Consider the following 22358-nt stretch of genomic DNA (forward strand, 5'->3'; position numbering starts at 1 on the left):
TTTTCAAATGAAAAAAACAATAATAACATTACAGCTTTTGTTTTCTATTACAGTTTTTGGACAAGGTTTTCTGCACAGAGACGGACAAAAAATTGTTGACGGAAACGGAAAGAACATCATTCTAAGAGGCTTAGGCCTTGGTGGATGGATGGTTCAGGAAGGTTATATGTTACAAACACAGCCTTTTGCAAGTCCGCAATACCAAATCAAACAAAAAATTGAAGAAGTTATTGGAGAACAGGGAACAAAGGAATTTTACGCAGCCTACAAAGCAAACGGAATCACAAAACGTGATATCGATTCGCTGGCAGCTTGGGGTTTCAATTCGATCCGTCTTCCAATGCATTATAACTTATATACGCTGCCCATTGAGCAGGAAAAAAATGGAGAAATCACCTGGATAGAAGAAGGCTTCACCATGACAGATAATTTATTGAAATGGTGCGAAGCAAACAAAATCCATTTGATTTTAGATTTACACGCGGCACCAGGCGGGCAAGGGAATGATGCTGCAATTTCTGATTACGACACCACAAAACAATCATTATGGCAAAGTGAAGCTAATCAGAAAAAAATGATTGCTTTATGGAAAAAACTGGCCTCTCGCTACAGAGACAGTCAGTGGCTTGGAGCTTATGATATTATCAACGAACCAAACTGGAATTTTACCGGATCAAATAAAAATGGCTGCGACGAGAACTCAAACGGACCTTTAAGAGATTTAATGGTTGCCGTTACAAAAGCAATTCGCGAAGTCGACACAAACCACTTAGTAATTATCGAAGGAAATTGCTGGGGGAATAATTACAACGGAGTTTTCCCTTTATGGGATGATAACATGGCGTTGAGTTTCCACAAATACTGGAACTACAATGACAAGGAATCGATCCAGAAAATGCTGGATTACAGAACCCAATATAATGTTCCTATCTGGTTAGGAGAAAGTGGTGAAAACTCAAATGTTTGGTTTAAAGACGCTTTGACATTGGTGGAAACCAATAATATTGGATGGGCTTTTTGGCCAATGAAAAAAATCGAAAACATTGCAGGAGTAACTTCGGTAACCAAAATTCCGGAATACGATGTTTTACTAAAATACTGGCGAGATGGCGGTCAAAAACCATCAGCAGAATTTTCGAAAAAAGCATTGATGAAAATGGCCGATAACTACAAAATGGAAAACGTAACGGTTAAACCAGATGTAATCGATGCAATGTTCAGACAAGTGCAGACCAATGATACAAAGCCTTATAAAAAGAATACAATTCCTGGAAAAATCATTGCAACGCAATATGATTTAGGAACAAATGGATTTGCTTATTCTGATAAAGATTTTATCAATTACAGAGTGGCAACAGGAAATTTTGATATGTGGAATAAAGGAAACACAATGCGTAACGATGGCGTTGATATTTTGCCCTGTAAAGATGCTGGATCAAACGGTTATCAGGTTTCATTTATTGAAGATGGAGAGTGGTTACAATTTACTGCACAGGTTAAAAAACAAAATAAATACAATGTTGCCATACGTTATTCAAGCGAAAATATGGAAGGACAGCTTCATTTAGAAACAGCAAATGGCGCAAAATCAAAAACCATAACATTGCCTGTAACTGGTGGAAATGAAAAATGGAAAACCATTATTTTATCTGATGTAGAATTAAACGCAGGTGAAAATAAAATAAAAGTAGTTTTTGAAAAAGGAGGATTCAATTTGAATTATCTGGATTTTTTGGACGGTAAAAAAAGTGTTTCTAAAAAATAAAAGCAAATGAAAAAATTTAAAAATATAATGGACAAAGCAGGTTTTCTAACCGCTATTTTATTGCTGATATTTCAATCTTGCAGCAGCAGTAACGATAGCTCAGACGGAGGTTCAGATAATCCAGCCCCTTCAAACTTAACTATTCAGGTTGAAGTTGTGGGTAAAAATGCAGCAAATCCTGATGGGGACGGAAGCGGTAAAGTGAACTTAAAAATTAATGCTGCAAATGCAGTTTCGTATAAAGTTTTAATAGACAATCAGCTTAAAGAAATTACAAACGGAGAACTTACATACACATTTACAGGTTCAGGGACAAAAACATATTCTATAATTGTTTCGGCTTACAATGGTTCTGGGCAATTTATCAGTTCAACTTCTTCAGTAAATGTATATGTTGCCAGAAAAATACTTTGGGCAGATGAATTTGATGTAGATGGTGCGCCAAACACTTCGAAATGGGGTTACAACACAGGAACAGGAGACGGATGGGGAAATAACGAATTAGAATATTACACAACTCGTCCAGAAAACGTAATTATTTCAAATGGAACCCTAAAAATTAAAGCCATTAAAGAAGAGTATATGGGAAGCCATTATACATCGACAAGAATGCTTACAAAAGGTAAATTTTCATTTAAATACGGAAGGGCAGAAGTTCGTGCAAAATTACCAGTGGGCGGCGGAACATGGCCGGCATTCTGGATGTTAGGAGATAATATCGATACTGCGCCTTGGCCTGCTTGTGGTGAAGTTGATATTCTGGAATCAGTTGGAAATAATCCAAACGTGAACCACTCTTCATTGCATTCGCCTGGACGTTCAGGAAACACGCCTGATACTAAAACGACAACAGTTCCAAATTCAGCGACAGAATTTCATATTTACGCTGCAGAATGGAGTGCTGAAAGCATTAAGTTTTATGTAGATGATAATTTGTTTTATACCTATGCAAATTCTGCTTCAACACCATTTAATGCTAATTTCTTCCTGATTTTAAATTTAGCAATGGGAGGAAATTTTGGAGGAACGGTTGATCCAAATTTCACTAATGCAACTTTCGAAGTTGATTATGTGAGAGTATATAATTAACATAAGTTTTAAATAAGTTTTTTTCTTTAAGGATAGAGAAACACTAGCTTTACGGATTAAAATTTTAAAAATTATGAAAAAGACAAGTAAATTTATTTTAGTAGTATTCTTACTTTTTGTAAGTGTTTCATTTTATGGTCAAAATTTAAAAATTATGACCTATAACATTCGTTTAGATGTAGCATCAGACGGAGAAAATGCATGGCCAAAACGAAAAGATTATTTTACTTCTCAAATACAATTTTATGGTCCGGAAATTTTTGGAGTTCAGGAAGCAACCCCAAATCAGGTAATAGATATCGCAGGAGCTTTTCCAAATTATAACAGATTTGGAATAGGAAGAGAAGAAAACGGAACGGGAGAAGCTTGTACTATTTATTACAAAAAAGATCGTTTTAAGGTGCAGAATTCCAACACGTTTTGGCTTTCAGAAACACCAAACGTAGTTTCAAGAGGCTGGGACGCAGCTTGTAACAGAGTTTGTACGTATGCACTTTTTACAGATTTAAAAACAAAAAAGACGTTCTGGGTTTTTAACCTGCATCTGGATCACATGGGCGAAGAAGCAAGAGTAAAAGGAGTTCAGCTTGTTTTGAAAAAAATAAGTGAGTTAAACACAAAGAAATACCCGGCATTTTTAATGGGAGATTTCAACTCAGAACCAAACACGCCGCAAATTGCAGAAATAAAAAAAGTAATGGATGATACGAAAGATGTTTCAATAGAAAAACCTTTTGGACCATCAGGAACGTTTAATGATTTCAAACATAACGAACCAGTTACATTATTGATAGACTATATTTTTATTTCAAAAAATAGCGGATTAAAAATTCAAAAACATGCAGTTTTAAGTGATTCTAAAGATTTAAAATATCCGTCAGATCATTTACCTGTTTTAATAGAAATAGATTAAAATGAAAAACATTAACAAAAAACTTCAAATCTTACTTTTACTGCCGCTTATTGCGATGCAGATAAAATGCGGATCTTCAAAAAGTGTAGTTGCCAATTCTGGAAAAGCAGAATCATGGATTACAACTACCGATGAATCTTCTAAACTTAAAAAACAGGATGATTTAGTTTTTAGTACCGAAACTAATCCAAACCAAACCATTGAAGTAAATCCTTCTGAAAAATTTCAAACTATCGAAGGTTTTGGATTTTCGTTAACCGGAGGAAGCGCTCAGACCATTTTAAAACTGGATAAAGCAAAAAGAGAAGCATTGCTTCAGGAATTGTTTTCCAGAAAAAATGATGCCATTGGTATAAGTTACCTGCGTATTAGTATTGGAGCTTCAGATTTGAATGAGAAAGTTTTTTCGTATGATGATATGCCAGAAGGACAAACAGATTTAAAACTGGAGCACTTTAATCTTGGTCCGGATTTAAATGATGTGGTACCAGTGCTAAAAGAAATTTTAGCAATAAATCCAAAAATAAAAATTATGGGTTCACCTTGGTCTCCTCCAGTTTGGATGAAAGACAACGGAAGCTCAAAAGGAGGAAGCCTTCAGCCAAAATATTATCAGGTTTATGCCCAGTATTTTGTAAAATATATTCAGGCAATGAAATCTCACGGAATTGTTATTGATGCCATTACACCGCAAAATGAGCCGCTGCATCCTGGAAATAATCCAAGTTTATTAATGCTTGCAGAACAACAGGCAGATTTTATTGGAAATCATTTAGGGCCAGCTTTCAAAGCAGCAGGAATTAAAACCAAAATTATAGTTTACGATCACAATTGTAATAAACCAGAATATCCTTTAACTATTTTAAAAGATGCAAAAGCAAACCCATTTGTTGCAGGTTCAGCATTTCACTTATATGAAGGAGATATTAGTGCTTTGACCACAGTTCATGATGCATTTCCAAACAAAGATTTATATTTTACAGAACAATATACAGGATCAAAAAGCAGTTTTGAAAATGATTTAAAATGGACTGTAAAAAATGTCGTAATTGGTTCAATGCGTAACTGGAGTAAAAATGCACTTTCGTGGGGATTAGCAAACGATGAATATTACAAACCATTTACACCAGGCGGATGTTCGACTTGTAAAGGAGCTTTAATGATTGATCAAAATCAAAACATTAAGCGTGAAGTCGGTTATTACATTATTGGACATGCTTCTAAATTTGTTCCCGAAGGTTCAGTAAGAATTGGAAGTAATATTGTTGGAAACTTATACAATGCAGCTTTCAAAACGCCATCTGGACAAACCGTTTTAATTGTAGAAAACGACGGAACTTCGGCAGAAACATTCAATATCAAATACAATCAAAAACAAATTTCAACTACTTTAAACGCTGGTGCAGTTGCAACTTACGTTTGGTAACCAAAATTAAATACATGAAAAAAATAACCACATTTGCCTTGTTGATGGTCTCGTTTTTTGCGGCGGCCCAGCAGCAGACAATAGATCAAAAAGTAAATGATCTGTTGAAGAAAATGACAATTGAAGAAAAAATTGGTCAGCTTAATCAATACACGGGAGATAATCAGGCAACAGGGCCAATTACAATAAACCCTAACAAACAAGCCGAAATCAAACAAGGTTTAATAGGTTCGATGCTAAACATCATCGGAACAAAATATACCAGACAATATCAGGAATTGGCAATGCAGTCAAGACTTAAAATTCCGTTGTTATTTGGTCAGGACGTTATTCACGGATACAAAACAACATTCCCGCTTCCGTTAGCCGAAGCAGCAAGCTGGGATTTACAAGCGATTGAATTAGCGGCTAGAGTTGCAGCTGAAGAAGCTGCTGCAAATGGAATTCACTGGACATTTGCACCAATGGTAGACATTAGCCGTGACCCGCGCTGGGGTCGTGTAATGGAAGGTGCAGGAGAAGATACTTACTTAGGATCTAAAATTGCCTATGCAAGAGTAAAAGGTTTTCAGGGAAATAAATTAGGAGATTTAAACTCTGTTATGGCTTGCGTAAAACACTTTGCAGCATATGGAGCTGGAGTTGGAGGCAGGGATTATAACTCAGTTGATATGAGCGAAAGAATGCTTCTTGAAACCTATTTACCACCTTTTAAAGCTGCTTTAGACGCTGGAGCAGCAACATTTATGAATTCTTTTAATGATTTAAATGGAATTCCTGCAACTGGAAATGCACATTTACAAAGAGATATCTTAAAAGGAAAATGGAACTTTCAGGGATTCGTAGTTTCAGACTGGGGTTCAATAGGAGAAATGGTGGCTCACGGTTATTCAAAAGACCTTAAAGAAGCCGCATATTCAGCAATTACAGCAGGAAGTGACATGGATATGGAAAGTAATGCATACAGATATAATTTAGCACAATTAGTAAAAGAAGGCAGAGTTTCTATCGATTTGGTTGACGATGCTGTAAAACGTATTCTTCGCAAAAAATTCGAATTAGGTTTATTTGATGATCCTTACAGATATTCTGATGATAAAAGAGCAGAGAAAGTTTTGGCTAATCCGGCAAATAGAAAAGCAGCACTTGAAGTAGCTGAAAAAAGTATCGTTTTATTGAAAAATGAAAACCAGACTTTGCCAATTTCTAAAAGTGTAAAAACAATTGCTTTTATTGGCCCAATGGTAAAAGAATACAAAGCCAATATGGGATTCTGGTCTGTAGAACTTCCAGATGTAAATTATGATAAATGGGTAGTTTCACAATGGGATGGGGTACAAAATAAAGTGGGCAAAAACACAAAATTACTTTATGCAAAAGGCTGTGAAGTTGACGGCGATAATAAAGATGGTTTTGCCGAAGCAGTTGAAACCGCTAAACAAGCAGATGTTGTAATCTTGAGTATTGGTGAAAGACGTGACATGAGTGGTGAAGCAAAAAGCCGAAGCGATCTTCATTTACCAGGCGTTCAGGAAGATTTGGTAAAAGCAATTCAGGCAACCGGAAAACCAGTTGTAGTTTTAATAAATGCAGGAAGACCACTTGTTTTCAATTGGACAGCAGATAACGTTCCTGCAATTGTGTACACTTGGTGGTTAGGAACTGAAGCAGGAAACGCAATTGCCAATGTTTTATTTGGAGATTACAATCCGTCAGGAAAACTGCCAATAACTTTCCCAAGAGAAGTTGGTCAAATTCCAATTTATTACAATCATTTTAGTACAGGAAGGCCAGCTAAAGACGAAAATGCTACAAACTATGTTTCAGCTTATATCGATTTAAAAAACTCTCCTAAATTTCCTTTCGGATACGGTTTGAGTTATACAAAATTTGATTATTCTGGTTTGAAACTTTCTTCGACAAAAATCAAAAGCAGCGAAACAATTAAAGTTTCATTTCAATTGTCAAATGTTGGAAAAGTTGCTGGAGAAGAAGTAGTTCAGCTATATTTAAAAGATAAATTTGGATCAGTAGTTCGTCCGGTTTTAGAACTAAGAGATTTCCAAAAAGTGAAATTGAATGCAGGAGAAACTAAAACAATCGAATTTACAATCGACAAAGAAAAACTTTCTTTCTACAATGATAAATTAGAGTGGACTGCTGAGCCGGGAGATTTTGAAGTAATGATTGGAGCTTCGTCAGCAGATATTAAACTAAAATCAGATTTTGAATTAGTACAGTAATATAGAATGTCAATTAAAATTGGCGTTATGGATTTTATAAAGTTTTGAATTATTTCAAAACAGTATGTATAAAATCCATAGCGCCAATTCCTTTATAAGATGCATACAAAGCTTTATCAAAAGCTTCGCGTTTTGCTTTTTTATCCTTTGCTTCCGTTTTAACGATCATTTCGTTAAAAATTCTTTCCTGTTCTTCACTGTATTTTAGCGAAGCTTCTAAAAGATAAGTCTTAGAAACAAATCCGAAGGAAGTCCAGATTTTCGATCTAATTTTTTTGTTTATATTTTTTAGCGGATTGACACTCATAATCTCGTTTATTAAATTTCAATTCTCTATTTATCTACAGAATACAAAGTTAATAATTTGTAATCTTTTTCTTTCTTAATATTTCTGTTTTAACAATTTGTTGTTCAAATGTGTTATTATGACGCAATGTACTTATTTTTTCAATCCATTTCGTAATTTTAACTAAAATTGTGATTTGTACACTTTTGATTTTTTCAATACTTATTTATTTTATAAAGACGTGCTTTTTATAAAAATGTAACAGTTTTGAAAAATAAAAGTAAATTGCAAGTTTAATAAGAACTCAAATGCTGAAATTTATTATAGAAAATAACGAGAATTACCAGCCGGGACTTTCCATTGATTGCGTTATTTTTGGGTTTCATGATAATCAATTAAAAGTTTTGCTGATTAAAGTTCCGCACAGTGAAAAGTGGTCTTTACCGGGTGGGTTTATTCCGGTAGATCAGGATATTGATACAGCAGCAGTTACTGTTTTAAATGAAAGGACCGGAGTAGAAGGTGTTTTTTTAAGACAGTTTGCAGCATTTGGAAAAATTAAACGAAATGATGACCATTTTGGAAAAGAGGTTCTAAAATATTTAGATATCGATCCCGAAAAAGGTAAATGGCTAACACGTCGTTTTGTAACAATTGGTTATTATGCTTTGGTCGATTTTTTGAAAATTGTCCCAAACCGAATAAATTCTAACGAAATAATTGAATGGATTGATCATAAAGAGGTTCCTGAACTCATTTTAGATCACAAAGAAATCCTTGATAAAGCTCTTGATACATTAAGAACAGAATTAAATTTAATGCCTGTTGGATATAATTTATTGCCGGAAAAATTTACAATGCCCGAACTGCAAAAATTGTATGAAACGATTCTGGACAAAAAACTAGACAGAAGAAATTTTATGCGAAAAATAACCAACATAGGAATTCTGACGAAATTGGATGAAAAGAAAAATAATGTAGCACATAAAGCGCCAAACTTATATTCTTTTGATAAAGAGAAATACGATGAAGTTTTAAAAAATGGATTGAATCAAGGCTGGTAAATAAAGGTCTAACTTTAAAATTTACAATTATGGTTTCTTTTGAAGATTTTAGAAAAGCAGCTTTATCCTTTGAAAATGCAGTTGAAGAACCACATTTTGAGAAAACCTCTTTTAGGGTAAATAAAAAGATATTTGCCACTTTTGATGAAAAAAACAATCGAGCAGTTTTGAAATTAAACGAAATTGATCAATCTGTTTTTTGTGCTTCAAGCGAAATGATTTTTTATCCAATTCCAAATAAATGGGGAAAACAAGGCTGGACCATTGTAGAACTTTCGAAAGTTCGGCCCGAAATGTTTGAAGATGCATTAAAACTTTCCTACCAAAATGTTGCTCTAAAAAAGAAGAAATAAATCTACCTTACAATAGTTCTAAAAGTCAAATTTACTCTTGGTTTTTGAGTGGTTTTGGTTGGCGGCAGACGATGTAGCCAATACGTCTGAGTTTCGTCTTTCATAACCAATAAACTGCCATGTTCTAAAATTAAAGAAACCGTTTCTTTCGTCTCTTTATGTTTGAAAGCAAATTTGCGTTCAGCTCCAAAGCTTACTGAACCAATGGCGCCATTCTTTTTCAAATCTTTTTCAGCATCGCTGTGCCAAGCCATTCCTTCGTCGCCAGAATGATATAAGTTTAATAGGCAGGAATTGAAGGTTTCTCCAGTTTCAGTTTCAATTATTTTCTTTAATTGCAATAATTCTTTCGTCCACGGAAGTGCTTTTTTGGTGGTATTCGAATACGTATATTCAAATTCCTGATTGCCGTACCAAGCCACTTTTCTTTTAGTCAAAATTAATTTTCCAAAGATTACAGCTTCATCATTTTTCCATTCAATTGTATTCAATAAAATATCTAAATAACGATTAGAATCTTCCCTCGAAAATAATTTTCCGTAATAATTTACAGTCCCATTTTTTGGAAGTAAGTTCGTTGTTTCGTTTATTTCAGGATTAAATAAGTCCATTTTTCCAATTTAAATATTCGGGTTTCATACAATGTCCGCAAGGTCTGAAACCGTTTTGTTTTGCTTCATTTTCAGAAGAAAAGAAAACCCGATTTTCACGTTTCATTCTTTTTCCGGAAGAACATTTCAGCGTTCCATAAATTTTTAACTTCTGGTTTCCACCAAAGCAAATCTCCGCATTTTTAATTTTATTTCGAAGATCTGAATCTGAAATTTCACAATGTTTTACCATTTTATTTTTAAGATTTTTTTTCTGTAGAGACGCACTGCTGTGCGTCTCTACAGATATTGCATGTCTATAAATTTTACGATAAAGCATCATGGAAAATAATTCCTAATGTATATCTTTCGCCCGAATGAACTTCGCTAACCCCATGTTTCATATTCACCCGATAATATCCTTTTGTCCCTTTTACAGGTCTAAAATTGGTTGTAAAAACCAAAATATCACCTTTTCTAGGTTTCAAAACAATAGCTTTTGACTGCGCTCTGGGCGTTAGTTGTGTCAATACAAATTCGCCTCCTGTAAAATCTTCATCAGGTTCAGAGAGAAAAAGTACAATTTGAATGGGAAAATAAATATCGCCATATAAATCCTGATGTAAAGTATTAAAGCCGCTCTTGCCGTATTTTAAAATTAAAACAGTCGCTTTAAATTGGTTGTTATCATGACATTGTTTTAATAATTCATCGTGTTTATCAGGAAAAACAGTGTTGATATTCAATGCTTTAATCCACGAATTTGCAATAGGAGCTAATTTTGGATAAATCGAAGAACGTATGTTTTGAATTAAATCGGGCAGGGGATAATTGAAATATTTATATTCGCCCAAACCAAACCGATAACGTTCCATAACGACCGTTTTTCGGTATAAATTTGGATTATCATAATCGAATTTTAAATCTTCACATTGTTCATCATTGAGTACATTCGGAATAATAGCAAAGCCATTTTCGTGCATAGATTCGGTGATGCTTTCCCAATTTTGAGAAGCAATTTTTGATTGTATATTTTGCATAAATGTTTAAATAAAGATTGATTTTTTGGCAAAGCGTATCCGGAGAGACGCACAACAGTGCGTCTACACAAAGATTGTCGACATCGTTAATTCGGGACGAAATACATAACGTTAGACACACTGCTGTGCGTCTGTACATATATATTGGGTGTATTATATTAGGTGTAAATTATAATTATGGATTTATTTGAGCGCCTTCCCAGCCAATGATTGCTGTTTTTCTAGTATTTCCCCACATATAACCGCCAAAGATTCCAGAAGATTGAATGACGCGGTGACACGGAATTAAAAACGCGACAGGATTACTGCCAATTGCAGTTCCAACAGCGCGGGAAGCATTTGGTTTTTGAATTTGATGTGCAATAGTTCCATAAGTAGAAAGCTGCCCCATCGGAATTTTTAATAAAGCTTCCCAAACTTTTAGTTGAAAATCAGTTCCTTTTAAGTGCAGTTTTATTTCAGATAATTTACTCCAGTCATTTTGAAAAATAAAAAGTGCATTTTGTTGTGCTAAATCCAGTTTTCTGGTAAAAGCTGCATTTGGAAATTTATTTTTTAAATCATTAAACCCGCTAGCTTCATCTTCGGCGAAAGCCATAAAACAAACACCTTTTTGAGTTGAAGCTACAATAATATTCCCAAACGGACTTTCGGCGAAACTGTAGTTTATTTCCAGATTTTTTCCGCCATTTTTGTATTCGGCCGGGGTCATTCCTTCAATATTTACAAATAAATCGTGAAGCCGGCTGGTGCCAGAAAGCCCCGTTTCGTAAGCTGTTTCAGAAATAGTTGCCTGATTTTCTTTGAGTAATTTTTTGGCGTGCTCTAAACTTGTATACTGCAAAAACTTCTTCGGACTTGTTCCTGCCCAATCGCTAAAAAGCCTCTGAAAGTGAAACGGACTCAAATGCACTTTCTCTGCAACCTCATCAAGATTGGGCTGTTCCTTAAAATTTGCTTTAATATAATCGATGGCATCTGCAATACGATTATAATTGATGTTTTCCTGTGTGTTCATTTTCATTCAATTTTATAAGGCAAATATCGATTGGTTTTTGCAGATATAAAATCCGAAACTTGCTTTGTTTTTTTAACCGCAAAGAGCGCTAAGGTTTTCGCAAAGGACACTAAGTTTTTTTAATCTCGCAAAGACGCAGAGTCGCAAAGATTTTCTCAAAGTATGTTATCCTGAGCGAAGTCGAAGGCCGCAAAGAAACTCTACAAAGATTGAAACTTAAAACAAAAACTTTGCGACTCTGCGTCTTTGCGAGATTGTAAAGAACGTATTAATGCACCGTAGTTTTCGAAAAAACATTAATAACTACAACGCCAACTATAATTAAACTCAATCCAATTATTGCAGGTAAGTCTGGAATTTCTTTGAAAAAAATAGCACCAATAATTGTAATTAAAACTATTCCAACTCCCGACCAAATTGCACAAGCAAAACCAACTGGAATTGTTCTGATGGCAAAACTTAAAAAATAAAACGCAGCAAAATAGCCAATAATGGTTATAATACTTGGCAAAAGTTGTGTAAACTGCTCAGACTTTTTTAATGCCGAAGTTGCAATGATTTCGAAGATAATGGCAATGAATAAAAATAAAAAATTCTTCATAGTTCCGGTTTTTTACAAAGTTAAGCTTTGTATGAAACGAGAAAGAATTATTTGAGATTATCTTTTCTTGAAGAAACACTTATCAATTTATATCCGTTTTCAGTTCGTAGGAATTCAAGGTGATCTTGTCCGTGATCAAGTTTGTTTTTTGGATTGATTACGATATTTTTAACTGGATATATCCATTTTTTTGATTCATTACAGTTATTGAAGTACATTTCGTATTCGCTTGATTCAAAAATAAACTGATTTAATCCGTCAGTAGAAACAAAGTAATCTGTTTTTGGATTTTTGAGTTCCTGAAGTTTAGATTTTAAATAGATATAATTTTGATTGATGAATTTAGTTTTTGATGAGTTTATCCAACCATCTGGTTCTTTCCAATACGAGATTTTATCAAAAGAATGTTTTTCTAAATTGTTTTTGGATAAATCAGAAAGTAATGTGTTCTGGAGCCAATATTTAAATTCCTTATCAAAATTTACAAACGAATAATATTGTCCGTCAACTCCAAGGAAATTTTCTCTTATTGGGTCTTTGCTTGGATCTTTTGATTTCTCTACAGAATAAAAGTTTAAATCATCATTGTAAGCAAAATTTTCGATTAAGATTTTATTGCTTGTATCTATTAAGAATTCTTTTCCGCCATTCCAGAAAAAATGTTCGCCATCCATTACTTTCTTAGCGTCTTTTAATCCTATGAACATTCCATTTATGGCTTTGGTTAAATTGCTATATTCCGCAGGAATTACAATTTTTCCGTTGCCATTGAACATTCCCATTTTATCAGTTTTGCGATCTGTAAATCTTATTAAACCTTCATTTTCACAATCGGGGCCATTATCAAAACTATATAAACTGTCACGACCAACTATTTTTCCTTGTTTGGTTAAATAATAACTTTCCCATTTTTGATCTTTTTCTTCACTAGCGGCAATAATACTTTCAAATTTACGGGCAGTTGTAAAACCAGTAGTAAACTTTGGTTCTATTTTGATGATGCTGTTTTTATCTTTAAATCCGATAAGTGTAGTGTCTTTGTTCCAAAATGAAACCCAGATATCGTTATTTTGAGCGAATGCTGTAAAATTTAGAACGAGAAATATATAAAGTACAATACTCTTTTTCATGAAATTTATTTATCGAAGATGAATTTCTGTTTCATTATTTTTTGCTTCATCAAAGCAGTCAATACACAACATTTTAAAATCAGCTTTGGTTTGAAAGAAATCGGTCCATTCTTCACCATTATCTAAAAGATATTGTTCACATTCTCCACACCATGCAATTTGCGGAAGATCTTCTTCGGCTTCTGAATAGAAGAAACCAACTTTTTCTTTTGAGTCTATTGCCATTGCAATGTGAATACAGCTGAAAGTCATTTCTTTTGAACCATGTATTTCACATAAAACTTTTTCGATCATATCTTTCTTTTCCTCTCTTTTTGATGGGCTTTGAGTATCAAATTTAAACTTAAAATTTCGGATTTTGAAATTTGTGTTTTAAACAAAAACCCGAGAGGTTTTTAAAGCCTTGTCGGGTTTGAAATGTTTTTAAGAACCTTTTCTTGTAAATTTGGATTCTTCCAGCATTATTTCTAATTCCAGTACTTTTTCAGCTCTAAAATCCTGCTTACTTTTCGCATCATCTAGTTTATTTTGAGATACGGCGATTTCCTTTTTTAATTTTTCAATATTTTTTTGATAATCAGGATCATTATTATCTTTCGAAGTATTTTCAAGATTTTTTAAACTTTCCCGTTTTGCCCTTAAGTCAAGTTCTATTTGCCATGTTTTTTCTGCAAGCTTGATTAGTTTTTGCTCTTCTCTTGCTAATTTGGCTTTTGTTTTTTCTATCTCATTTCTTGAAAGAGGTTTTACGGTTTCCAGTTGTGGGAGTTTTGGATTCTGATTCGCTCCAGGAAATAATAAGTTTTGTGTTTGAGGTCCATATTTTGAAGGATCAAAATTTTGCGCGGCTGTAAAAAGAGGCAATAGTATGATTGTTAAGGCAATTAGAAGTGTTCTCATAATTTGATTTTGGTTTTCAAAAATATACTTATATTTTGAAACCACAGTATACCAAAATAAAAAACCCTCACATTCCTGCAAGGGTTTATATAATCTAAAATCTAAACTCAGAAATCTAAAATAGATTAATATCTGTAGTATTCTGGTTTGAATGGACCTTCAACTGGAACACCAATATAAGCAGCTTGATCGTCACGTAAAACTTCAAGTTCAACGCCTAATTTAGCTAAGTGTAAAGCAGCAACTTTTTCATCTAAATGTTTTGGTAACATATAAACGTCATTGTTGTAAGCAGCGCTGTTTTTCCATAATTCGATTTGTGCCAAAGTTTGGTTTGTAAATGAGTTACTCATTACAAAACTTGGGTGACCTGTAGCACAACCAAGGTTTACTAAACGACCTTCAGCAAGAATGATGATATCTTTTCCAGCGATTGTATATTTGTCAACCTGAGGTTTGATTTCGATTTTAGATGCACCGTGGTTTTTGTTTAACCAAGCCATATCAATTTCGTTATCAAAGTGTCCGATGTTACAAACAACAGTTTTGTCTTTCATTTGCTCGAAGTGCTCTCCAAGAACGATATCTTTATTTCCTGTAGTTGTAATGATGATATCAGCATTAGCAATTACAGTGTTTAATTTTTTAACTTCATAACCGTCCATTGCAGCTTGTAAAGCACAAATTGGATCGATTTCAGTAACTGTTACAATAGATCCAGCACCTCTGAAAGAAGCAGCAGTTCCTTTTCCAACATCACCGTATCCACAAACGATAACTCTTTTTCCAGCTAACATTAAGTCAGTTGCACGACGTACAGCATCTACAGCAGATTCTTTACAACCGTATTTGTTATCAAATTTAGATTTAGTAACAGAGTCATTAATGTTAATTGCAGGCATTGGTAAAGTTCCGGCTTTTACTCTTTCGTAAAGTCTGTGAACTCCAGTTGTAGTTTCTTCAGAAAGACCTTTAATTCCAGGAACCAATTCTGGGAAACGGTCAATAACCATATTAGTTAAATCTCCACCATCATCCAAAATCATGTTCAATGGTTTTCTGTCTTCACCAAAGAATAAAGTTTGCTCAATACACCAGTCAAATGATTCTTCGTCAAGACCTTTCCAGGCATAAACCTGAATTCCCGCAGCAGCAATAGCCGCAGCAGCCTGATCCTGAGTAGAGAAAATGTTACAAGAAGACCAAGTAACTTCAGCGCCAAGAGCAATTAAAGTTTCGATCAAAACAGCAGTTTGAATCGTCATGTGTAAACATCCAGCAATACGAGCACCTTTAAGAGGTTGTTCGTCTTTATATTCAGCACGAAGCGCCATTAAACCTGGCATTTCAGCTTCAGCTAATTCAATTTCTTTTCTTCCCCAAGCCGCTAGAGAAATGTCTTTTACTTTGAAAGCCACATAAGGCGTAGTTGTAGTACTCATTTATAGTGTATATTTGTATATTGTAAAATTTTTGCAAATTTACATAATACCTTTTGAATTTTACTACTTTCTGTCAGATTTGTGAAATCTTTAATTTCTTAATCTCTAGAATGTTAGTTATAAAGGTTTTTAGAAGCTAATCCTGCTGTCCGCTATATCTTTTATGGCGAACCCCGCCATAAAAGGATGCCGCTCCCATCAGGGCTAGAAAGACCAGACATTCTCAAAGAAGTTTCATTTTCAAAAGAAAAATATTTTATAATTAACCATTCATAATTTACAATTAAAAAGCAATGCCTTTATTTCAGACCATACAGTTTAACGAAACGACTAAAATCTTAATTTGGGAAATAACTGAATCCTTGGAGGAATTATTGAGCAAAGTTGTGTTAAAAGAAAAAACACAAAAGAGACTGGACGGAATGAAATCGCAGATGCACCAGCGTGCTTTTTTAAGTGTTCGCATGCTGATTCAGGAAATGGGATTTACAGATAAGGATTTACATTATGATGAATTCGGAAAACCATATTTTGATTGTCATAACTATATCTCAATTACCCATTCGTATCATTTTGCAGCCATAATTATAAGTCATGAAACCGTAGGAATTGACATGGAATTGCAACGCGAAAAAATACTTCGCATCGCCGATAAATTTGTCGATACTGAATTTGAATATTTAAATCCAAATGTTTTAGGAGAATACGTTAAAAAACTTACTGTAATCTGGGGTGCTAAAGAAGCGATCTTTAAAATCAGAAATGAAAAAGGAATTAGTTTTAAAGATCACATCAAAGTTGGAGATTTTTCTTTAAATGAATCTCAAGCCCAGGCAAGCCTCCATTTTGATGATTTAATAAAAGATTTCGGTGTGCATTACGAAGAAATCAAATCGGATAATTTTGAAGGGATTTTTACTTTGGTATATGCTTTTGAAAAATAATTTCAAAGTTTTGTAAGGAACAAAGAAGCAAAGAAGATTAAACTTCACTTTCTTTTTTTCGATGCTCAAACATACTAACATATAAAAAAGTGCTCATTTTACGGGCGCGTCTTTTTAGTGTTTCTACATTTTCGCCTTCAAAATGCTCGTCTAATGTCTGAGCCCAATGATTAAGCCAGATTCCGAATTCATTAGCTGTTATTTTACTGTCAAAATGTGCATCAACTTCATTGTGTACAGCATGTGGATTTCCTTTGTATTTTTTTACGGCAAACAAATTAGTTTCCCAAAAATCAGTTAGTTTTTCCAAATGGGCGTCCCAATCTTCTATAATCATATTAAAATAAAAGCCGATTTCTTTGTCGGCTCTTATTTTAGCATAGAACTGATGTACTAAGAAAGAAATATCGGCTCTATTTTCTATTTGCTTTTTCACAGAATAAAGGTATTTAAAAAAATAAATAACACACTTAAAAATGTACTAAGAATTAAAAGGTTAAATACAACCCTATGTTTCATTTGTGCTAAAATTGAAGTGTTTACAAAGATACAAGCCAATACAATAATGGCAAGCTGAACCATTTGAGGAATAGAAGTTCCGTTTGTTAAAACGTACATTGCTGCAGCACCGCCTAAACAGCTTTGGGCAATTACAGCCATTGCTGCAGAACCCATGTAGTTTTTATTGAAATTTTCGAATGTTGTTTGATATAGTGTCATGATATTGAGATTTTTACACTACAAAGGTACATGCACTTTACTGCTGCGTTTTATGATTAAAATCATAAAACAGGAATTATTTTATCGGTATACTTTTCGGTTAATAATCTTCAATTCGCCTTTTTTTTCCAAAGCTTTAATAGCTCGAATAACGGTCTCAACCCGTAAACCTGTTAAGTCGCCAATTTGCTGTCTGGTAAAATTAATTAAATAGCCGTTTGCATCTTTTTTAAAATTGAAATAAGCGATTCCGTGATCAATTAGCTTTAATACGCGATGTTCAGGTTCATGAGTAGAAATTTCGGCAGCCATAACCGATTTATAATACAAACGCTGCGCGAGGTTTTCAATTATTTTAATGCTTATAGAAGGATTTTCTTCGAGTAGTTTCAAAAAAATTGATTTGGGAAGAAGAAGAATTTCACTGTCTTCGACCGCAATAGCATTGGCGGGATATTTTTGGTTTAAAAATAATGGAGGCTCACCAAAAGATTGATCTTTATAAAAGATGCCCTGAATAAATTCGCGTCCGTCATCATTGTAATTACTCATTTTAATTTCACCTGAAATTATCTGATAATAATGTGTTGGCAGATTTCCTTCTTCAAAAATGATTTCACTTTTTTCAAAAGACTTTTTCAAAGCGCCATATTTTTCTAATAATTCAGTCGCGATCATATTTGTTTTCTTTGGATGTTAACAGAGACTTTACAAATATAATTCATTCAAAATAGTTCTTCTACGTTAAAAACTTTTTACTTTTACTGCCGTTATGGAGCAAAAAATACTCACGATTCACCAACAAATTTTAGATGCTAAGAAAAATGGACAAAAACTATTGGCCATCCTTCTGGATCCTGATAAAATTGTTTGGGAAAAATTAGATCATTTATTACTTAAAATAAACCAATCCCCTGCAACACATATTTTTGTGGGCGGGAGTATTGTTCAAAGTACAATTTTAGAAGATTTAATTGCGAAGTTAAAACAAAAGACAAATCTGCCTGTTATAATTTTTCCGGGCGATCCGTCGCAAATTTCCCCGCAAGCCGATGCTATTTTGTTTCTTTCTCTTCTATCTGGCCGAAATCCGGATTATTTAATAGAATATCAAGTTCAGGCTGCACCAATTTTGAAGAAAACAAAGCTTGAAGTTATTTCAACAGGATATATTTTAATTGAAAGCGGCAATGAAACAGCAGTTGCCCGCGTTAGTAAAACAGAACCGCTTAACCGCGAAAATTTTGATTTAGCTTTAGCAACAGCCCAAGCTGGTGAAATGCTCGGAAACAAATTAATTTATTTAGAAGCAGGGAGCGGTGCAAAAAAAGCGGTGCCGCTGGAAATGATTTCATTAATTGCTCAAAACATAGAAATTCCTGTAATTGTTGGAGGAGGAATTGTAGATTTGCACGGAATTAAAAAGGCATATAATGCCGGTGCAGATTTAGTGGTTATTGGAACTGCTTTTGAAAACGACAGTCATTTTTTTGATTCATAAATGAAATTTAACAGCCAGAAATACCACAATAATGATTGACTTTTTTCTTAATAGTTATAAAAATGCTCCTTTATGGCATATTGCTTTGGAGTTTTTGGTCTTTGTTTTTGGAATCTTAAGTGTGTGGTTTGCTAAAAAAGAAAACATCTGGGTTTATCCAACAGGTTTAATAGCCACCGTAATTTCAGTATATCTTTTATATGTTGCCGGTTATATTGGTGACATGATTATCAACGCCTATTTCTCGATTATGAGTATTTATGGCTGGTATGTTTGGGCAAAAGGCGGAACAGTTGAAGATAATCTTCCAATTACAAGAACAAATTTTAATGAAAAAATAATCGGGGTTTTATTGTTTTTCGTGACCATTTTCGTAGTTTTCGGAATTTATAAATATTTCGATTACGAAATACACAATGACAATTATGTTGATATGATATCGTCTGGAATCTTTTTTGCCGGAATGTGGTATATGGCAAGGAAAAAAATCGAAAACTGGACACTTTGGATTATCGGCGATATTATTGTAGTGCCTCTTTATGCTTATCGCGGCTTAGGGATGCTGTCACTTCAGTATTTAATTTTTACAATTTTGGCTATTTCAGCTTATTTAGAATGGAAAAAGATCTTAGACAGCAAAAAACAACAATAATAAAAATTGCTTTATTTGGGCCTGAAAGCACAGGTAAGACAACTTTAGCAAAACAACTTGCAGATTATTATGAAACCGAATGGGTTCCGGAATTTGCACGCGATTACCTGCAGGAAAAATGGGAAGAAAATCAGCATATTTGTACCGCTGATGACATGATGCCTATTGCTTATGGGCAAACAGCATTAGAAAACGAAAAACTTTCTTTAGCAAATAAATACTTGTTTTGCGATACCAATTTAATGGTTACCAAAGTTTTTTCTGAAGTATATTATGGTTTTTGCGATCCACTCTTAAATGAAGCGGCACTGGAACATGATTACGATTTATTCTTCTTAACGGATATTGATGTTCCTTGGGAGAAAGATGATATAAGAGATACTCCGGAAGGAAGAGAAACAGTGTTTTCTGTATTTAAGCAAACCTTAGTTGATAACAAAAAGCCATTTATAACACTATCAGGAAACAAAGAAAGCCGTTTGGTAAAAGCAACTGCTATTGTTGATGCTTTAAATGCTTTTAAGGAAAAAGGACTTTCATCTCAAGATTTTGTTGAAATTTATAATCACGGAATTCCTTTCGAAAATATCTTAAAGCAATTAAAAATATTTAAGAAAGGAATAGCAAAAAGCAACCTGATTAGTCCCGCAACTGTAAACAACGGAATCTTAAGTCTGTCAGAAGCTGATTTTGCAGAAAAAGCTTCTTTTTTTGATCATCAGAAAGAAAAATTAAAAATTAAAAAATTTGTTCCCGCATCTGGCGCAGCAACAAGAATGTTCAAATTTTTAAGTGCTTTTCTGAACGATTTTAATATTGAAAAAGAAACAATAAACGCTTATATCAACAGAAAGAAAGATAAAGAACTTGCTATTTTTATCATCGGGATGGATAAGTTTCCTTTTTTTGAAACAGTTCATCAAAAGCTAAAAGAAATTTATCCTGATTTTGAAACCTTAGAAAGAGATTATAAAAATTATTATTTTATAAAATTACTGTTGTCCCCTGATTATTATAATTCTGCGAATAAGCCAAAAGCAGTTTTACCTTTCCATTTATATAAAACACATATTGCAAACCCAATTGAAGAACATTTGAATGAATGTGTGCATTATGCTACATCAAAAAGTGTTTCAAATTTGCATTTTACAGTTTCAGAAATCCATCAGGATTTATTTGAAAAAGCAGTTGATGAGGTTAGAGAGAAAATAGAAAAACCTTCTGATATAAAAATTAATATTGGCTATTCTTATCAAAACAAAAGCACAGATTCTATTAATGTTGATGCTAAAAACAAAATTGTTAGAAACGCAGATGGCAATCTAATTTTTAGACCAGGCGGACATGGTGCTTTAATTGAAAATCTAAATAATCTTGATTCAGATATCATTTTCATTAAAAATATCGATAATGTAATTCAAAATCATATTGATCAAATAACATTATACAAAAAAGCATTAGGAGGTATTTTAATTGCTGTACAGCAAAAGGTATTTGGTTATTTGAAATCTATTGATAAACAGCAAATAAGCGAAAATGACCTTTCTGAAATTGTGGAGTTTTTAATTCAAAAACTGAATGTTAAAATGACTAAAGATTTTAATAAATTCACTTTTGAAAATAAAATTGCGAAAATTAAAGATCTATTAGACAGACCTATTAGAGTTTGCGGAATGGTTCGTAATGAAGGAGAACCAGGCGGCGGACCGTTTTGGGTAATGAATGAAAAAGGAGAAACTTCTCTGCAAATTGTAGAGACATCACAAGTTGATCTTGCGAATAAAAAACAACTTGAAATTTTAGAAGAAGCAACACATTTTAATCCAGTTGATTTAGTTTGCGGAATCAAAAACTATAAAGGCGAAAAATTTGATCTGAAACAATTTGTAGATCAAAAATCTGGTTTTATCGTAGAAAAAAGCGTTGAAGGAAAACCAGTAAAAAGTTACGAACTTCCGGGATTATGGAATGGATCAATGGCAAATTGGTTAACCGTTTTTGTAGCAGTTCCTTTAATTACTTTTAATCCGGTGAAAACCGTAAACGATTTATTAAAACCGGCACATCAACCACAATAATGGATAGCGAGAAAATCATATCAGAATTAAGTTTCAAAGCCGTTAGAAGCAGTGGAGCGGGCGGACAAAATGTAAATAAAGTTTCATCAAAAGTGGTTTTAACTTTTGATTTAAATGCATCGCAAGCTTTGTCTGAAGATGAAAAACTGCTTTTACAAACTAATATTGCAGCTCGTTTAACAACCGAAAATATACTTGTTTTAAATTGTGACGAAGACAGAAGTCAGCTTAAAAACAAAGATATTGTTACAAAACGATTTCTGGAAATAATTAAAAAAGGATTGTATGTTCCGAAGATTCGAAAAGCTACAAAAATTCCAAAATCCGTAATCAAAAAAAGGATTAAAGACAAAAAGAATATTTCTGAAATAAAACAATCAAGGAGAAAACCTAATTTGGAGTAAAATGCCAATTTTTTAAACTCCAAATTCCAAAGACACTAATTTGAAAAGTGAGTTTTGGAATTTGGAATTTGTTTTTTGGGATTTAACACATTACATTTGCACTGTCTCAAAGGGGTGCTCTAAATAACGAGCTGAGATCATACCCAAAGAACCTGAGCGAGTAATGTTGCTAAGGGAAAAAACGACAATTTCGAGTGTC

Annotated in this window: 25 protein-coding genes; 12 read left to right on the forward strand and 13 right to left on the reverse strand. The window is 33.6% G+C overall.

What is annotated here, in order from left to right:
* Window positions 1–7: 7 nt before the first annotated feature.
* The 5 genes from ASD98_RS20230 (at window position 8) to ASD98_RS20250 (ending at window position 7436) form a co-directional block, all read left to right on the forward strand.
* The gene (locus ASD98_RS20230) at window positions 8–1765 is read left to right on the forward strand and encodes a cellulase family glycosylhydrolase (protein WP_056208007.1); all 1758 of its coding nucleotides are present in this window, start codon (window positions 8–10) and stop codon (window positions 1763–1765) included.
* Between the two features lie 6 nt (window positions 1766–1771).
* Window positions 1772–2854: a glycoside hydrolase family 16 protein gene (locus ASD98_RS20235; RefSeq protein ID WP_056208010.1), complete on the forward strand. Its 1083-nt coding sequence runs from the start codon at window positions 1772–1774 to the stop codon at window positions 2852–2854.
* A 73-nt stretch (window positions 2855–2927) separates the two neighbouring features.
* Window positions 2928–3767, forward strand: a complete 840-nt coding sequence (locus ASD98_RS20240; RefSeq protein ID WP_056208012.1) for an endonuclease/exonuclease/phosphatase family protein — start codon at window positions 2928–2930, stop codon at window positions 3765–3767.
* 1 nt (window position 3768) lies between these two features.
* On the forward strand, window positions 3769–5193 hold the full coding sequence (locus ASD98_RS20245) for a glycoside hydrolase family 30 beta sandwich domain-containing protein (RefSeq protein WP_056208016.1): 1425 nt from the start codon (window positions 3769–3771) through the stop codon (window positions 5191–5193).
* 14 nt (window positions 5194–5207) lie between these two features.
* Entirely contained in the window at window positions 5208–7436 is a 2229-nt protein-coding gene (locus ASD98_RS20250) for a glycoside hydrolase family 3 N-terminal domain-containing protein (RefSeq protein ID WP_056208233.1), read from the forward strand.
* Window positions 7437–7485: 49 nt separating this feature from the next.
* Here ASD98_RS20250 and ASD98_RS20255 read toward each other — a convergent pair whose 3' ends face one another.
* Window positions 7486–7743 (reverse strand): hypothetical protein, encoded by a 258-nt coding sequence (locus ASD98_RS20255; protein WP_056208019.1) that lies wholly within the window; start codon window positions 7741–7743, stop codon window positions 7486–7488.
* Between the two features lie 287 nt (window positions 7744–8030).
* Between ASD98_RS20255 and ASD98_RS20260 the strand changes: the two genes are divergently transcribed.
* Together ASD98_RS20260 and ASD98_RS20265 are read left to right on the forward strand one after the other, a co-directional pair.
* Entirely contained in the window at window positions 8031–8786 is a 756-nt protein-coding gene (locus ASD98_RS20260) for an NUDIX domain-containing protein (protein ID WP_056208022.1), read from the forward strand.
* 29 nt (window positions 8787–8815) lie between these two features.
* Window positions 8816–9139 carry an MmcQ/YjbR family DNA-binding protein gene (locus tag ASD98_RS20265; RefSeq protein WP_056208026.1) on the forward strand — a complete coding sequence of 108 codons (324 nt, stop codon included), beginning with the start codon at window positions 8816–8818 and terminating at the stop codon, window positions 9137–9139.
* A gap of 2 nt (window positions 9140–9141) precedes the next feature.
* Here ASD98_RS20265 and ASD98_RS20270 read toward each other — a convergent pair whose 3' ends face one another.
* From ASD98_RS20270 to ahcY, 9 genes are all read right to left on the reverse strand, one after another.
* Window positions 9142–9750: an alpha-ketoglutarate-dependent dioxygenase AlkB gene (locus tag ASD98_RS20270; protein WP_056208029.1), complete on the reverse strand. Its 609-nt coding sequence runs from the start codon at window positions 9748–9750 to the stop codon at window positions 9142–9144.
* Window positions 9737–9982: an Ada metal-binding domain-containing protein gene (locus ASD98_RS20275; protein WP_056208235.1), complete on the reverse strand. Its 246-nt coding sequence runs from the start codon at window positions 9980–9982 to the stop codon at window positions 9737–9739. The genes ASD98_RS20270 and ASD98_RS20275 overlap by 14 nt, the downstream gene beginning before the upstream one ends.
* A 73-nt stretch (window positions 9983–10055) precedes the next feature.
* On the reverse strand, window positions 10056–10769 hold the full coding sequence (locus tag ASD98_RS20280) for a 2OG-Fe(II) oxygenase (protein ID WP_056208032.1): 714 nt from the start codon (window positions 10767–10769) through the stop codon (window positions 10056–10058).
* A 175-nt stretch (window positions 10770–10944) separates the two neighbouring features.
* Window positions 10945–11787 carry a methylated-DNA--[protein]-cysteine S-methyltransferase gene (locus tag ASD98_RS20285; protein ID WP_056208238.1) on the reverse strand — a complete coding sequence of 281 codons (843 nt, stop codon included), beginning with the start codon at window positions 11785–11787 and terminating at the stop codon, window positions 10945–10947.
* A gap of 268 nt (window positions 11788–12055) precedes the next feature.
* A complete protein-coding gene (locus ASD98_RS20290) occupies window positions 12056–12388 on the reverse strand; it encodes a multidrug efflux SMR transporter (protein WP_056208035.1) in 333 nt (110 codons plus the stop codon).
* Between the two features lie 47 nt (window positions 12389–12435).
* Entirely contained in the window at window positions 12436–13518 is a 1083-nt protein-coding gene (locus ASD98_RS20295) for a hypothetical protein (protein WP_056208038.1), read from the reverse strand.
* Window positions 13519–13527: 9 nt separating this feature from the next.
* On the reverse strand, window positions 13528–13812 hold the full coding sequence (locus tag ASD98_RS20300; RefSeq protein WP_056208041.1) for a hypothetical protein: 285 nt from the start codon (window positions 13810–13812) through the stop codon (window positions 13528–13530).
* A gap of 129 nt (window positions 13813–13941) precedes the next feature.
* Complete coding sequence (locus ASD98_RS20305) at window positions 13942–14418, reverse strand: hypothetical protein (RefSeq protein WP_056208045.1); 477 nt, start codon at window positions 14416–14418, stop codon at window positions 13942–13944.
* A gap of 125 nt (window positions 14419–14543) precedes the next feature.
* Complete coding sequence (gene ahcY, locus ASD98_RS20310) at window positions 14544–15860, reverse strand: adenosylhomocysteinase (RefSeq protein ID WP_056208048.1); 1317 nt, start codon at window positions 15858–15860, stop codon at window positions 14544–14546.
* A 293-nt stretch (window positions 15861–16153) separates the two neighbouring features.
* On the opposite strand from ahcY, the gene ASD98_RS20315 reads away from it, so the two are divergent.
* Window positions 16154–16804, forward strand: a complete 651-nt coding sequence (locus ASD98_RS20315; protein ID WP_056208051.1) for a 4'-phosphopantetheinyl transferase superfamily protein — start codon at window positions 16154–16156, stop codon at window positions 16802–16804.
* A 37-nt stretch (window positions 16805–16841) separates the two neighbouring features.
* Here the strand turns inward: ASD98_RS20315 and ASD98_RS20320 are convergent, their stop codons facing one another.
* The 3 genes from ASD98_RS20320 to ASD98_RS20330 all read right to left on the reverse strand — a co-directional run bounded on the left by ASD98_RS20320 (window position 16842) and on the right by ASD98_RS20330 (window position 18202).
* A complete protein-coding gene (locus ASD98_RS20320; RefSeq protein ID WP_056208054.1) occupies window positions 16842–17240 on the reverse strand; it encodes a group III truncated hemoglobin in 399 nt (132 codons plus the stop codon).
* Window positions 17237–17524 carry a hypothetical protein gene (locus ASD98_RS20325; RefSeq protein ID WP_056208058.1) on the reverse strand — a complete coding sequence of 96 codons (288 nt, stop codon included), beginning with the start codon at window positions 17522–17524 and terminating at the stop codon, window positions 17237–17239. Before ASD98_RS20325 ends, ASD98_RS20320 begins: the two co-directional genes overlap by 4 nt.
* 81 nt (window positions 17525–17605) lie before the next feature.
* A complete protein-coding gene (locus tag ASD98_RS20330; RefSeq protein WP_056208060.1) occupies window positions 17606–18202 on the reverse strand; it encodes a Crp/Fnr family transcriptional regulator in 597 nt (198 codons plus the stop codon).
* Window positions 18203–18296: 94 nt separating this feature from the next.
* Between ASD98_RS20330 and ASD98_RS20335 the strand changes: the two genes are divergently transcribed.
* Genes ASD98_RS20335 through arfB form a run of 4 tightly spaced genes read left to right on the forward strand, consistent with a single transcriptional unit; the run spans window position 18297 to window position 22159 of the window.
* Entirely contained in the window at window positions 18297–19025 is a 729-nt protein-coding gene (locus ASD98_RS20335; RefSeq protein WP_056208062.1) for a geranylgeranylglyceryl/heptaprenylglyceryl phosphate synthase, read from the forward strand.
* Window positions 19026–19056: 31 nt separating this feature from the next.
* Complete coding sequence (gene pnuC, locus ASD98_RS20340; protein WP_056208067.1) at window positions 19057–19677, forward strand: nicotinamide riboside transporter PnuC; 621 nt, start codon at window positions 19057–19059, stop codon at window positions 19675–19677.
* Window positions 19641–21755 carry a DUF4301 family protein gene (locus ASD98_RS20345; protein ID WP_056208069.1) on the forward strand — a complete coding sequence of 705 codons (2115 nt, stop codon included), beginning with the start codon at window positions 19641–19643 and terminating at the stop codon, window positions 21753–21755. Before pnuC ends, ASD98_RS20345 begins: the two co-directional genes overlap by 37 nt.
* Window positions 21755–22159 carry an alternative ribosome rescue aminoacyl-tRNA hydrolase ArfB gene (arfB, locus tag ASD98_RS20350; RefSeq protein ID WP_056208071.1) on the forward strand — a complete coding sequence of 135 codons (405 nt, stop codon included), beginning with the start codon at window positions 21755–21757 and terminating at the stop codon, window positions 22157–22159. The genes ASD98_RS20345 and arfB overlap by 1 nt, the downstream gene beginning before the upstream one ends.
* Window positions 22160–22358: the final 199 nt, after the last annotated feature.

The sequence above is a fragment of the Flavobacterium sp. Root186 genome, from assembly GCF_001428525.1.
Lineage (GTDB): Bacteria > Bacteroidota > Bacteroidia > Flavobacteriales > Flavobacteriaceae > Flavobacterium.

Excerpts from the sequence above, each read along its gene's own strand:
- ASD98_RS20250 (WP_056208233.1), top strand. The coding sequence starts at position 5,208 with ATGAAAAAAATAACCACATTTGCCTTGTTGATGGTCTCGTTTTTTGCG.
- arfB (WP_056208071.1), top strand. The coding sequence starts at position 21,755 with ATGGATAGCGAGAAAATCATATCAGAATTAAGTTTCAAAGCCGTTAGA.
- ASD98_RS20255 (WP_056208019.1), bottom strand. The coding sequence starts at position 7,743 with ATGAGTGTCAATCCGCTAAAAAATATAAACAAAAAAATTAGATCGAAA.
- ASD98_RS20240 (WP_056208012.1), top strand. The coding sequence starts at position 2,928 with ATGAAAAAGACAAGTAAATTTATTTTAGTAGTATTCTTACTTTTTGTA.
- ASD98_RS20260 (WP_056208022.1), top strand. The coding sequence starts at position 8,031 with ATGCTGAAATTTATTATAGAAAATAACGAGAATTACCAGCCGGGACTT.
- ASD98_RS20315 (WP_056208051.1), top strand. The coding sequence starts at position 16,154 with ATGCCTTTATTTCAGACCATACAGTTTAACGAAACGACTAAAATCTTA.
- ASD98_RS20245 (WP_056208016.1), top strand. The coding sequence starts at position 3,769 with ATGAAAAACATTAACAAAAAACTTCAAATCTTACTTTTACTGCCGCTT.
- pnuC (WP_056208067.1), top strand. The coding sequence starts at position 19,057 with ATGATTGACTTTTTTCTTAATAGTTATAAAAATGCTCCTTTATGGCAT.
- ahcY (WP_056208048.1), bottom strand. The coding sequence starts at position 15,860 with ATGAGTACTACAACTACGCCTTATGTGGCTTTCAAAGTAAAAGACATT.
- ASD98_RS20335 (WP_056208062.1), top strand. The coding sequence starts at position 18,297 with ATGGAGCAAAAAATACTCACGATTCACCAACAAATTTTAGATGCTAAG.
- ASD98_RS20305 (WP_056208045.1), bottom strand. The coding sequence starts at position 14,418 with ATGAGAACACTTCTAATTGCCTTAACAATCATACTATTGCCTCTTTTT.
- ASD98_RS20235 (WP_056208010.1), top strand. The coding sequence starts at position 1,772 with ATGAAAAAATTTAAAAATATAATGGACAAAGCAGGTTTTCTAACCGCT.
- ASD98_RS20270 (WP_056208029.1), bottom strand. The coding sequence starts at position 9,750 with ATGGACTTATTTAATCCTGAAATAAACGAAACAACGAACTTACTTCCA.
- ASD98_RS20325 (WP_056208058.1), bottom strand. The coding sequence starts at position 17,524 with ATGACACTATATCAAACAACATTCGAAAATTTCAATAAAAACTACATG.
- ASD98_RS20285 (WP_056208238.1), bottom strand. The coding sequence starts at position 11,787 with ATGAACACACAGGAAAACATCAATTATAATCGTATTGCAGATGCCATC.
- ASD98_RS20295 (WP_056208038.1), bottom strand. The coding sequence starts at position 13,518 with ATGAAAAAGAGTATTGTACTTTATATATTTCTCGTTCTAAATTTTACA.
- ASD98_RS20345 (WP_056208069.1), top strand. The coding sequence starts at position 19,641 with ATGGAAAAAGATCTTAGACAGCAAAAAACAACAATAATAAAAATTGCT.
- ASD98_RS20275 (WP_056208235.1), bottom strand. The coding sequence starts at position 9,982 with ATGGTAAAACATTGTGAAATTTCAGATTCAGATCTTCGAAATAAAATT.
- ASD98_RS20230 (WP_056208007.1), top strand. The coding sequence starts at position 8 with ATGAAAAAAACAATAATAACATTACAGCTTTTGTTTTCTATTACAGTT.
- ASD98_RS20280 (WP_056208032.1), bottom strand. The coding sequence starts at position 10,769 with ATGCAAAATATACAATCAAAAATTGCTTCTCAAAATTGGGAAAGCATC.
- ASD98_RS20290 (WP_056208035.1), bottom strand. The coding sequence starts at position 12,388 with ATGAAGAATTTTTTATTTTTATTCATTGCCATTATCTTCGAAATCATT.
- ASD98_RS20330 (WP_056208060.1), bottom strand. The coding sequence starts at position 18,202 with ATGATCGCGACTGAATTATTAGAAAAATATGGCGCTTTGAAAAAGTCT.
- ASD98_RS20265 (WP_056208026.1), top strand. The coding sequence starts at position 8,816 with ATGGTTTCTTTTGAAGATTTTAGAAAAGCAGCTTTATCCTTTGAAAAT.
- ASD98_RS20300 (WP_056208041.1), bottom strand. The coding sequence starts at position 13,812 with ATGATCGAAAAAGTTTTATGTGAAATACATGGTTCAAAAGAAATGACT.